The 11,603-nt window shown below is 74.2% G+C and carries 11 protein-coding genes; 4 read left to right on the top strand and 7 right to left on the bottom strand.

The features are described 5' to 3' along the window. Positions 1-39: 39 nt before the first annotated feature. Positions 40-1,245 carry a radical SAM family heme chaperone HemW gene (hemW, locus tag Sya03_RS26910; RefSeq protein ID WP_239107882.1) on the bottom strand — a complete coding sequence of 402 codons (1,206 nt, stop codon included), beginning with the start codon at positions 1,243-1,245 and terminating at the stop codon, positions 40-42. A 642-nt stretch (positions 1,246-1,887) separates the two neighbouring features. Between hemW and Sya03_RS26905 the strand changes: the two genes are divergently transcribed. Both Sya03_RS26905 and Sya03_RS26900 read left to right on the top strand, forming a co-directional pair. Beyond that, positions 1,888-2,721: an enoyl-CoA hydratase-related protein gene (locus Sya03_RS26905; protein ID WP_203941220.1), complete on the top strand. Its 834-nt coding sequence runs from the start codon at positions 1,888-1,890 to the stop codon at positions 2,719-2,721. After that, positions 2,714-3,571 (top strand): hypothetical protein, encoded by an 858-nt coding sequence (locus Sya03_RS26900; RefSeq protein ID WP_370871991.1) that lies wholly within the window; start codon positions 2,714-2,716, stop codon positions 3,569-3,571. The genes Sya03_RS26905 and Sya03_RS26900 overlap by 8 nt, the downstream gene beginning before the upstream one ends. A gap of 338 nt (positions 3,572-3,909) precedes the next feature. Here the strand turns inward: Sya03_RS26900 and Sya03_RS26895 are convergent, their stop codons facing one another. The 4 genes from Sya03_RS26895 to Sya03_RS26880 form a co-directional block, all read right to left on the bottom strand. Continuing rightward, complete coding sequence (locus Sya03_RS26895) at positions 3,910-4,191, bottom strand: GlsB/YeaQ/YmgE family stress response membrane protein (RefSeq protein ID WP_203941218.1); 282 nt, start codon at positions 4,189-4,191, stop codon at positions 3,910-3,912. A gap of 77 nt (positions 4,192-4,268) precedes the next feature. Beyond that, on the bottom strand, positions 4,269-6,146 hold the full coding sequence (lepA, locus tag Sya03_RS26890) for a translation elongation factor 4 (RefSeq protein ID WP_203941217.1): 1,878 nt from the start codon (positions 6,144-6,146) through the stop codon (positions 4,269-4,271). 233 nt (positions 6,147-6,379) lie between these two features. Further along, positions 6,380-7,093, bottom strand: coding sequence for an MOSC domain-containing protein (locus Sya03_RS26885; RefSeq protein ID WP_239107881.1), 714 nt, complete (start codon positions 7,091-7,093; stop codon positions 6,380-6,382). Positions 7,094-7,149: 56 nt separating this feature from the next. Further along, positions 7,150-7,683 carry a DUF4240 domain-containing protein gene (locus Sya03_RS26880; protein ID WP_203941216.1) on the bottom strand — a complete coding sequence of 178 codons (534 nt, stop codon included), beginning with the start codon at positions 7,681-7,683 and terminating at the stop codon, positions 7,150-7,152. A gap of 60 nt (positions 7,684-7,743) precedes the next feature. Between Sya03_RS26880 and Sya03_RS26875 the strand changes: the two genes are divergently transcribed. After that, on the top strand, positions 7,744-8,676 hold the full coding sequence (locus Sya03_RS26875) for a phosphotransferase family protein (RefSeq protein WP_203941215.1): 933 nt from the start codon (positions 7,744-7,746) through the stop codon (positions 8,674-8,676). 113 nt (positions 8,677-8,789) lie between these two features. Continuing rightward, positions 8,790-9,056 carry a 30S ribosomal protein S20 gene (gene rpsT / locus Sya03_RS26870; RefSeq protein ID WP_203941214.1) on the top strand — a complete coding sequence of 89 codons (267 nt, stop codon included), beginning with the start codon at positions 8,790-8,792 and terminating at the stop codon, positions 9,054-9,056. A 330-nt stretch (positions 9,057-9,386) separates the two neighbouring features. On the opposite strand, the gene Sya03_RS31920 is transcribed toward rpsT, so the two are convergent. Both Sya03_RS31920 and holA read right to left on the bottom strand, forming a co-directional pair. Beyond that, positions 9,387-10,610: a hypothetical protein gene (locus Sya03_RS31920; protein ID WP_370871990.1), complete on the bottom strand. Its 1,224-nt coding sequence runs from the start codon at positions 10,608-10,610 to the stop codon at positions 9,387-9,389. Next, a complete protein-coding gene (holA, locus tag Sya03_RS26860; protein WP_203941225.1) occupies positions 10,607-11,587 on the bottom strand; it encodes a DNA polymerase III subunit delta in 981 nt (326 codons plus the stop codon). Before holA ends, Sya03_RS31920 begins: the two co-directional genes overlap by 4 nt. Positions 11,588-11,603: the final 16 nt, after the last annotated feature.

Below are 11,603 nucleotides of genomic sequence, written 5' to 3'. Positions count from 1 at the left end.
GGGCGGGCCCGGCAGCCCGGGCCCGCCCGCCGCGCACACTCAGGGCAGCAGGTCCCGCACCACGGCGTCGGCCAGCAACCGCCCCCGCAACGTCAGCACCAGCCGGTCGCCGGCCAGCTCCACCAGCCCGTCGCCCGCCATCCGCGCCGCGGCCGCCCGCCCCGCCGCGTCCAGCACACCCAGCGGCAGCCCCTCGGCCAGCCGCACCCGCAACATCACGTCCTCGACCCGGCGATCCTCCGCCGACAGCACCTCGCGCCCCGCCCCCGGCGACACCCCGTCGGCCAGCCGCGCCGCGTACGCCGACGGATGCTTCACGTTCCACCACCGCACCCCGCCGACGTGGCTGTGCGCGCCCGGCCCGAACCCCCACCAGTCGGCGCCCGTCCAGTACAACAGGTTGTGCCGGCACCGCCCCTGCGGCGACGACGCCCAGTTGCTCACCTCGTACCAGGAGAAACCCGCCGCGGACAGCGCGGCCTCCGCGGCCAGGTAGCGGTCCGCGGCCACGTCGTCGTCCGGGAACGGCAGCTCGCCGCGCCGCATCCGCGCCGCCAGCCGCGTGCCGTCCTCGACGATCAGCGCGTACGCGCTCACATGATCGACCCCGGCCGCCAGCACGGCGTCCAACGACCGCGCGAAGTCGTCCGCCGACTCCCCCGGCGTCCCGTAGATGAGATCGAGATTCACATGCTCGAACCCGGCCGCGCGCGCCTCCCGCGCCGCCGCCACCGCCCGCCCCGGCCCGTGGACCCGCTCCAAGATCTGGAGTACGCCGGGCGCCACGCTCTGCATCCCCAGCGAGATCCGCGTGAACCCCGCCGACCGCAGAGCCGCCAGACTCTCCACCGTCACCGACTCCGGGTTCGCCTCCGTCGTCACCTCCGCGCCCGGGGCCAGCCCCCACGTGCGGTCGATGCCGTCGAGAATGCGCCCGAGATCCCGCGCCGACAGCAACGTCGGCGTCCCGCCCCCCACGAACACCGTCTCCACCGGCCGGCCCGGGACCACCTTCGCCGCCAGGTCCATCTCCCGCAGCACCGTCTCCGCGTAGGCGTCCCGGCTAGCCCCGCCGCCGAGCTCCGTGGCGGTGTAGGTGTTGAAGTCGCAGTAACCGCAGCGGGAGGCGCAGAAGGGGACGTGGACGTAGACGCCGAAGCCGTTCGCTCCCACGTTCTCCAGGGCTTCGGGGGGTAGGGCGCCGTCGGTCGGGACGGGGTCGCCTTCTGGTTGGGGTCCGGGCACGTTCTCCAGTGTGCTCTCGGTCTTTTCCTTGTTGGTGGTCGCGGTGGGGGTTTCGGGGTGGGGTGACCCACTCCGGGCGGTCAGGCTTGATCCCTCCGTGGTCACCCCACCCCGAAACCTGCCGTCGGTCGCCTTTGATGGGTGGTTCCGGTTCGGGATTTCTTCGGTTCGCCCTTTGCTTGCGGCCGGCGGGTCGCCGCCCGCTTCGTCACCTCTCGCCTTGTCTGCGCCTCGCCGCCGGTCCACCCGCGGCCTCACTTCCCCCGCCTCGCTGAGCCTGCCGGCTCGCAGAGCCGCGCCGCCTTCAGTGCATCGCCGGCTACGGGATTGGGCCCCGGCATACCGCGGCGCCGACCCCACTCGCGTTCCTCGCCGCCGGCCATCCCCGACCGTCGCCCGCTCACCCTTCCCCGGCCGCCGCCCGCCGACCCATCCCGGCCGTCGCCCGCTCACACGCCCCCGGCCGCCGCCCGCTGACCCGTTCCTCGGCGGTCGCCCCGATTTCTCGCCCATCACCCACGGCGTTCCGCGTGGGTCTGCCTGTGGCGCTTGCTGGTCGGAGCGTTTTCGCGCAGGTCGGTGGGGGTATATGTCGGACTTGAAGTGGTGTTTTGGGTGGCGGGGGTCCATTAAGGTGCTCGCATGAGCGCGGCCGGGAACGTGATCCACACCGTCACCGAGCGCGGTGTCACCACCGTCGTCCTGGACCATCCGGCCAACCGGAACGCCCTGTCGACCGCCATGATCGGCGCCATCGCCGAGGCCGTGCGCGGCGCCGTCGCCGATCCGGCCGTGCGGGTGATCGTGCTGTCGCACACCGGTGACGTGTTCTGTTCCGGGGTCGACCTGAAGGAGACCGCCGCGGTCGCCGCCGGCGGCGGGGGCGTGCTGCCCGCCCAGGCGCTCGCCGACCTCGTCGCCGACCTGTGGGAGTGCCCCAAGCCGGTGCTGGTGCGGGTCGGCGGGGCGGCGCGGGCCGGTGGGCTGGGCATCGTCGCGGCGGCCGACATCGCCGTGTGCAGCGAGGAGGCGACGTTCGCGTTCACCGAGGTGCGGCTGGGGGTGGTGCCGGCGGTGATCAGCGCGACGGTGCTGCGGCGGTTGCAGCCGCGGGCCGCCGCCGAGCTGTACCTGACCGGTGACGTCTTCGACGGGCGGCGGGCGGCCGCCGTCGGCCTGGTCAGCGCGGCTGTGCCCGGTGAGGCGCTGGACGCGGCGGTGTCCGCGTACACCGACGCACTGTGCCGCGGCGGGCCGGAAGCCCTCGCGGGCACCAAGCAGGTCCTGCACCGGGTGGCGCCGACCTCCGTGCGCGACGACCTGGCCGAACTGGCGGAGATCTCGGTGCGGTACTTCACGTCGGCGGAGGCGCGCGAGGGGATGGCGGCCCGCCGTGAGCGGCGCGACGCCGCCTGGGTGCCGGGCGCGGGGGAAGTACGCTCGGACGGGGCTACCGCTGGGGGTGACGGTGGGTAAGGGACGGTCGATCGTCGCGATCGTTGCCGTCGTCGTGCTCGCCGGGGTCGTCGGGCTGGTCGTGGCGGTGCAGAACTGGAACTCCGGGCTGCCGCTGCAGTTGCCGCTCATCGGCCGAGCCTGCACGGTGCGTGCCGACGGGCAGGTCACCCTCGACGCCGAGCAGATGGCCAACGCCGCCACCATCACCGCCGTCGGCATCCGCCGGAAGATGCCGGAACAGGGCATCGTCGTCGCGCTCGCCACCGCGTTCCAGGAATCGGGCCTGGAGAACCTGCCGAACGGCGACCGGGACTCGGTCGGGCTGTTCCAGCAGCGGCCCAGCCAGGGCTGGGGCACCCCCGAGGAACTGCAGGACCCGCGCACCGCCGCGGGCAAGTTCTACGCGTCGCTGAAGAAGGTCAAGGGCTGGCGCGACATGCGCGTCACGGACGCCGCGCAGAAGGTGCAGCGGTCGGCGTACCCGGAGGCGTACGAGAAGTGGGCCGACGAGGCCGCGGTGCTGGCCCGCGCCCTCAACGGCAAGGCGACCGGCGCGGTGGCGTGCACGGTCACGCGCGAGCCGGCGCGCCGCGGCGCGGCCGCGGTGGCGGCGCTGAGCGAGGAACTGCGCCTCGACTGGGGCAAACTCGACCTCTCCCCCGACGGGGCCGCGGTGGGGGTGGACGCGGCGAACGCCCGCGCGGGCTGGCGCTACGCGCACTGGCTCGTGTCGCACGCCGCCGAGAACGGGGTGGAACGCGTCCGCTACGCCGACCTGGAGTGGCACGCGCCGACGGGGCGGTGGTCACCGGTCGCGGGCGAGGCGTCGGCCCGGGTGGTGGCAACGGTCTTCGGCGACGCCCGCTGACGCGCCGCCGGGCGGATGCCCGAGGCGATCCAGCGGGCCCGCAAGCGCGGCGGCCCAGCAAGTCATGCCCAACAGGCCAGCCGCAAGACAGACCTCGGGCCGCGAACGCGCCGGCCGAGAAGCGGGTGTCCAGGCCGCCATCTCCGCCTCCCGGCCGCGTCCAGTGCGAGCGGTCAGCCCTGGCGCAGCAAGTCAGGTCCGGGCCCGCAGCCGGCGCGTTTCTTCGCCGCCGGCATTCCCGAACCCGACGGCCACGACCGGACCCACAAACAGACCGCGGGCCCGGACCGTGTCGGTCCGGGCCCGCGGCCCAAAGGGTTACTGCGTGGTGCTGGTGATCAGTACCGGCGGCCGACGCTGCGGCGGCTGCCGATGCCCGCGACCAGAGCCACACCGATGGCCGCGAGGACCACCTGGAACAGCAGCTCGACCCAGTCGACACCGCGGGTGTTGTTCACGCCGAGGGCGTTGGCCAGCACGGTGCCCAGCAGGGCGGCGGCCACACCGATGAGCATGGTCAGCCAGATCGGGATGTTCTGCTTGCCCGGGACCACGAGGCGGCCGAGCGCACCGATGATGAGACCGATGATGAGAGCGGTGATGATGCCGGTGGCACTCACGGTGTTCCTCCAGGGGGAGTCGTTCTTGTTGCGTCCGTGACCCCAGAGTTCCCGCCCCCCGCGAAGCCCAAACCGATCTATTTTTTGGCTGCCCCCTTGGTGTCGGCGGAGTCGGACGTCGACAGGGCGGCGATGAACGCCTCCTGCGGCACCTCGACCCGGCCCACCATCTTCATGCGCTTCTTGCCTTCCTTCTGCTTCTCCAGCAGCTTGCGCTTGCGGCTGATGTCACCGCCGTAGCACTTCGCCAGGACGTCCTTGCGGATGGCGCGGATCGTCTCGCGGGCGATGATGCGCGAGCCGATCGCGGCCTGGATCGGCACCTCGAACTGCTGCCGCGGGATGAGCTTCTGCAGCTTCGCGGCGATGGACGTGCCGTACGCGTACGCCTTGTCCTTGTGCACGATGGCGCTGAACGCGTCGACGGGCTCGCCGTGCAGCAGGATGTCGACCTTCACCAGCTCGTTGGCCTGCTCGCCGGAGGGCTCGTAGTCCAGCGACGCGTAGCCCTTGGTGCGCGACTTCAGCTGGTCGAAGAAGTCGAAGATGATCTCGGCGAGGGGCAGCGTGTAGCGCAGCTCCACCCGTTCGGTGGACAGGTACTCCATGCCGAGCAGCTGCCCGCGGCGGCTCTGGCACAGCTCCATGACCGCGCCGACGTAGTCGTTCGGGGTGAGCACGGTGGCCTTGACCACGGGTTCCTGGATCTCGGCGATCTTGCCGTTGGGGAACTCGCTCGGGTTCGTGACGATGGTCTCGGAGCCGTCCTCGGTGCGGACCCGGTAGACCACGTTCGGGGCGGTCGAGATGAGGTCGAGGCCGAACTCGCGTTCCAGCCGCTCGCCGATGATCTCCAGGTGCAGCAGGCCGAGGAAGCCGCACCGGAACCCGAAGCCCAGCGCGGCCGACGTCTCCGGCTCGTACGTGAGCGAGGCGTCGTTGAGCTGCAGCTTGTCGAGGGCGTCGCGCAGCGCCGGGTAGTCGGAGCCGTCGATCGGGTAGAGCCCGGAGTAGACCATCGGTTTGGGGTCGGCGTACCCGCCGAGCGGCGTCGTCGCCGGCCGCGAGTTGCCGGTGACGGTGTCACCGACCCGCGACTGCCGGACGTCCTTCACCCCGGTGATGAGGTAGCCGACCTCGCCCACGGACAGGGCCGCCGACTTCTCCATCTCGGGCGACACGACGCCGATCTCCAGCAGCTCGTGCACGGCGCCGGTGGACATCATCTTGATCCGGTCCCGCGCGGTGATCTTGCCGTCGATCACCCGGACGTACGTGACGACGCCCCGGTACACGTCGTACACGGAGTCGAAGATCATGGCGCGCGCCGGGGCGTCCGCCTCACCCACGGGCGGCGCGAACTGCCGCACGATCTCGTCCAGCAGGTGCGGCACGCCCTCACCGGTCTTGCCGGACACCTTCAGCACATCGCCCGGATCGCAGCCGATGAGGCTGGCCAGCTCCGCCGCGTACTTCTCCGGCTGCGCCGCCGGCAGGTCGATCTTGTTGAGCACGGGGATGACGTGCAGATTGTTCTCCATCGCCAGGTACAGGTTGGCGAGCGTCTGCGCCTCGATCCCCTGCGCCGCGTCGACGAGCAGCACCGCGCCCTCGCACGCGGCGAGGCTGCGCGACACCTCGTACGTGAAGTCGACGTGCCCCGGCGTGTCGATCATGTTGAGCACCGCGGACTCACCGGCGCCGTCGCCGTCCCGCACCACCCACGGCATCCGCACGGCCTGCGACTTGATCGTGATGCCGCGCTCGCGCTCGATGTCCATGCGGTCGAGGTACTGCGCGCGCATCTGCCGCGCGTCGACCACCCCGGTCAGCTGGAGCATCCGGTCGGCCAGCGTCGACTTGCCGTGGTCGATGTGGGCGATGATGCAGAAGTTCCGGATGCGACCGGGGTCGGTCGAACCGGGGGCGTTCGCGCTCGCGGGCGTTGCAGGCACGGTCGTCCGTTCTGGTCGGGTTGCGGCTGTCGTCGGCCCGCGCTGCACGCGGGCCGACCCCTATGGTCCCATGCCGCCGGGCCGCGATTCCGCGGCCTCGATCCAGCGGGTACGCGACTCCGCCCGCAACCGCTCACCGCACCGGGGCGGCCGTCCCTGCGAACGCCCGCGGCGGCCTACCGCGGGCAGCGGGCCGCGAGCGGCGGCAATGCCTGCCGCGACCGGCGGGCCGGTCAGACGCGGTCGAGCGGCTCGTGCGGCTCCGGCGGCAGGTCGACGACGATCGGGTCGCCCGGCCGGATGCGGCCGCCGGACCGGACCACCCCCATGATCCCGCCCCTGCGGATCACCGCGCCGTCGTCCGCCCGTCCCACGACCTCCTTGAGCAGGCCGCTGCGGAACTGTTCGATCTGCAGGCACGGGTTGCGCAGGCCGGTGATCTCGACGACGGCGTCCGGGCCGAGGCGCAGGACCGTGCCGCGCGGCAGTCCGTGCAGGTCGATGCCGCGGGTGGTGACGTTTTCGCCCAGCTGGCCGGCGGCGACGTCGAAGCCCTTGGTGCGCAGCTCGTCGAACAGTTCGGCGTGCAGCAGGTGCACCTGGCGCAGGTTGGGCTGGGTGGGGTCGGCGGCGACCCGGCTGCGGTGCTGCACGGTGCGGCCGAGGTGGGCGTCGCCCTCGACACCGAGCCCGGCGAGCAGCGTGATCTCGTCGGCGACGGCCTTGCTGAACCGGTGCTCCCCGTCCCGGCAGACGGCCACGACCACGGCCGGCCCGGTGAACGCGACGCCGGGCTCGACGCCAGGCTCGGCGACCGCCTCGCCGATGGTGCCTGCGGGCGGCAGGCCGGCGGACGGCAGGCCGGCGGACGGGAGGCCGGAAGCAACGGCGGCGGTCCCAGCGGCAGGCACGGCGGTAGGCCCGGCGGCGGCGTCGAGATCAGGCATGCCGCCAGCCTGCCGGAAGCGCCGCCACCCCCGCGACCCCGTTCCCGCCCCGCGGCTCACTCCTCCGGCGGCTCCAGGAACAGCGCGGCCAGGCGGGGCAGCCGCCGGTGCATCTCGTCCTCGTTGTCGAAGTCCCAGAAGTCGTCCTGGCTGGGCCGGGGCCCCGGCGGCTCCCCCGGCGGCAGGTCCTCGCCGGTGGCGGCGCGGTAGGCGTCGGCCGCGACGGCCAGGACCTCCTGCCCCGCGAACTCCGCCCCCGAGTCGACCGCCGCGCGCACCGCCGGGAGGTCGGCCAGGGAGTCGGGCTGGCGGACGGCGCGGGCGAACACGTCGCGGCCGTGGGCCACGAGCCAGCCGCGGAAGTGGTCGTAGTCGTCGTCGGAGCAGCCCCCGTTGATCAGGTAGGCGGCGGCCCACAGGTCTTCCGCGTACGACGCCGCCATCACCTTGTCGAGGTGCCGGCCCCACGCGACGATCTCGCCGGGGTCGCGCGCGGCCAGCTCGTCGACGGCCCGCTGCGCCACCACCGCGGGCTGTGACGCCCCGGCCCGGGCCCGGTCGACGATCGCCCAGAACTCCTCCGTCCTCATGCCGCCGAAGTCTGCCAGCCACCACCGACATTCCCCCGGCGGCGCGGGCAGACTGGTCGCGTGTTCCCGCCCTACGGCGCCACCGCCACCCGCCCGGCCTGGCCGGACCTGCCGCCGCCGGTGCGCGCGGCCGTCGAGCGGCGGCTGGGCGCGCCGGTCACGGCCGCCGACGTCGCCGGCGGGGGCTTCACCCCGGGCTTCGCCGCGGTGCTCACCACCGCCGCGGGCGAGCGGGTCTTCGTCAAGGCCGGTCAGGAGCGGTGGTACGCCCGCGAGGCAGCCATCAACGCCGCACTCCCCACCGGTGTGCCCGCGCCCCGCCTGCGCTGGGCGGCCGGCGTGGCGGACCACACCGTGCTGTGCTTCGACGCGCTCGACGGCGCCGTACCCCGCCTGCCGTGGCGGCCGGCGGACCTGGCGGCCGCCCTCGCGGCCTGGGCCACCGCGGCGGACCTGCTGCGCGACCCGCCCCCGGCCCTGGCCGCGGTGGGCCTGCCCGCCCTGGCCGACCTGGCCCGCGACGACCTGTCGTGGTGGACGGAGATCGCCGCCGGCCACGAGCCGCTGCCGCCGTCGTGCGCGCCGCACGCCGCGCGCGTCGGCGAGCTGGCAGGGCTGGAACGGCTGCTGTGGTCGTACCCGGAAACGGGTGTGCTCCACGGCGACCTGCGGCTCGACAACCTGGTGCTCGACGGCGCCGGCCGGGCCTGGCTCTGCGACTGGACGTGGCCGTGCCGCGGCCCGGTGTGGTTCGACACGGCGACGCTGCTCGTGACGGCCCACGCGAGCGGCCTGGACGCCGACACCCTGTTCGCGGCCCACCCGACCGCCGCCGGCGCCCCGCCGGACGCGCTCGACGCCGCACTGGCCGCCCTGGCGGGCCACTGGCTGGTCCGCGCCGGCGACCCGCCGCCGTCCGCGCACCGCGCCCACCAGGCATTCAGCGGCGAACAGGCCCTCGCCTGGCTGGCCGCCCGGCGGGGGTGGTCCTGAGGCGTTTTGGTGGGTGCGAGAGGGGCTGGTAGTCTGGCTCATCGCGTGTGGCAACGTGCTTCGTCGCCTGCGCCGAAGCAATCAACCCAGACCCATGAGGACGAGGCCTTCGCGTGGCGAACATCAAGTCTCAGATCAAGCGCAATCGGCAGAACGAGAAGGCTCGGCTGCGCAACAAGTCGGTGAAGTCGTCGCTCAAGACGGTGATCCGCAAGTTCCACGAGGCGACCGCCGCCGGTGACAGCGACGCAGCGGCCACCCTGATGCGCACCGCTTCCCGCCAGCTCGACAAGGCGGCCAGCAAGGGCGTCATCCACAAGAACCAGGCGGCGAACCGCAAGTCGGCCATCGCCAAGCAGCTCAGCTCGCTGTCTGCCTGAGTCACCTGCCCGCGTCACCGCGGCCAGCGACGTTTCGACGGGCGCTGCCGGCCTTCCTGGCCGGCGGCGCCCGTCGCTGTTTCCGGCTCCCCCGGGTTGAGCCCTTCCCCCGGGCCTGTGTTCGCGCCGGAGTCGGGTGGTGAGCGGGCCTGTGCCCGCCGCCCTGTGGCGGTGACGGCCTGTCGGGCGGTCGGCGTTGATCGGGCGGTGGGCGGGAGCCAGGGCCGTGGGCGCGCTGGTCGGGCCGTGAGCGCGTGAGCCAGGCCGTGGCGGGCCAGTCGGGCCGTGACGCGCCAGCCAGGCCGTAGGCGCGCTGGTTGGGCGGTGGCGCTACTGGTAGCGCCGGCTGCCGCTCTGGCGGGCCCACTGCTGCGGGTTGTCGACCTGGTCGCCGTGGTCGGCGCGGGTGCGGGCGGCCGGCGGGGTGTTGAGCGGCGCGTCGTTCTCGCCGTGCGGGCCGGTGCCCGAGGTCGGCCACAGGGTACGCGCGCCCGGCCGGGCCGCCGACTGTTCGTCGGTGGGCACGCCGAAGACGCGCGGGTCGTCGGGCGCGTCGGGGAAGCCGTGCGGAGCGGCCGCGCCGCCGCTGGTCGGGGCCACGGGCGGGACCGCGGCGCGCCCTTCGAAGCCGGCACCGTCCCCCCGGACACCCGCGCCCGGCGAGCTGCCCGGGTGCGCGCCGTAGCCGCCACCCGAGGTCGGGTCGGCGGCGGTGCCGCCCCACCCGGCGCCCGTCGTAGGTCCGGTGGCCGGACCGCTCCAGCCACCATCCGACGTGGATCCGCTCCACCCGCCCCCGGATGTCGGCGCAGCAGGCGTGTCGCCCCACCCGCCCCCGGAGGTCGGCGCGGCTGGGGTCTTGCTCCACCCGCCGCCGGACGTCGGTGCGGCGGTCGTGCCGCCCCACGCGCTCCCGGAGGTGGGCGCGGCGCCCCACGCGCCCCCCGACGTGGGCGCAGCGGCCGCACCACCCCACGCACCGCCGGAGGTGGGCGCAACGGGGGTGCGGTCCCAGCCGGTGCCCGGCTCGGGGGCCGGAGCCGCGTGGGAACCAGCGGTGGCAGGCGGCGTGGCAGCCGCGCGGCCCGCGCCGGACACCCCCCGGGCCGAGCCCGCCGAAGCCGCCGAAGCCGTCGAGCCCACCGAGCTGGCGGCTCCGGCAGCTTTCGCCGACGCGGTCGCCGGGGCCGTCGCCGACCGGCCGGCGGGGATGCGGCGGGTGGTCGCGGGGCGGACCACCAGGCCGGCGCCGGAGGCGCTGACGCCCGCGCGTACCCCGGACAGGGCCGCACCGGCGGTCGGGGTGAGTGCCCCCGCGACGACGTCGTTGAGCTTGACCATCGCGGCGACGGTCAGCGGCAGGACCAGCACGCCCCACCAGCTGACCAGCTCGGCGAGGGCGAGCAGGATGCCGAGCGCGATCGCGCCCTCGAAGTACACGAAGCACAGGAACCCGCTGGGGTTCAGGAACTGCAGACCGAGGATGCGCGCGTACAGCGGGCGCAGGCGGGCCTGTTCGCGCGGGATGCCGGCGCGGCGGGACCGGACGCTCATCGGGCGCCGCCCGAGCGGCGGGCGGCGGCGACGGCGGTGACGGCGCGCTCGAGGGCGTAGCCGCGGTCGTCGGAGCCGCCCTTGACGGCGGCGTTGCACTCGGCGGCAGCCTGCATCGCGTCGACGAGGCCGTCGGCCTGCCAGCCGCGGGCCTGCCGCTGCGCGCGCTCGATCTTCCAGGCGGGCATGCCGAGGGTGCTGGCCAGCTGGTACGCGCTGCCCCGCCCGGCGGACGCGACGCGGGCGACGGTGCGCACGCCGTCGGCGAGGGCGTCGGCGATGGGCACCGGGTCGACACCGACGTGCAACGCCCAGCGCAAGGCTTCGAGGGCGCCGGGCACGTCGCCGACCATCGCGGCGTCGGCGACGGTGAACCCGCTGACCTCGGCGCGGCCGCGGTAGTAGCGGGACACGGTGGCGGCGGTGATCGTGCCGTCGGTGTCGGCGATGAGCTGCGAACACGCCGCGGACAGCTCGCGCAGGTCGTTGCCGACGGCGGCGAGCAGCGCCTCGGCGGCCGCCTCGTCACCCCGGCCGCCGGCCCGGCGGAACTCGTCACGCACGAACGCGACGCGGTCGCGGTGCCCCTTCAACTTCATCGCGGGCACGACGGTCGCGCCGGCACTCTTCAGCCCGTCCGCGAACGCCTTGCCCTTGGCGCCGCCCGCGTGCCCGACGATGAGCAGCACGTCCGGGTCGGGATTCTTCGCGTACGCGAGCAGGGCCGTGACCAGGTCCTTGCGGGCGTCCTGCCCGGCGCGCAGCACCAGCACCCGCCGCCCGCCGAACAGCGAGGGGCTGAGCATCTCGGCGACCTCACCGGCGGCGAGCGAACCGGCCTCGTACTCGCGCACGTCGGCGTCGGGCGCGGCCGCTCTGGCCGACTCCACCGCCTGGTTGATCGCACGGCCGGCCAGGAATTCCTCGTCACCCTGGACGAGCAGCAACGCGGGGGGTGGGGTGCTCACGTCGCACATCGTCGCACGAGGCACG

The sequence above is a fragment of the Spirilliplanes yamanashiensis genome, assembly GCF_016863475.1.
Lineage (GTDB): Bacteria > Actinomycetota > Actinomycetes > Mycobacteriales > Micromonosporaceae > Spirilliplanes > Spirilliplanes yamanashiensis.
This window is presented reverse-complemented; position numbering and strand designations above follow the sequence as displayed.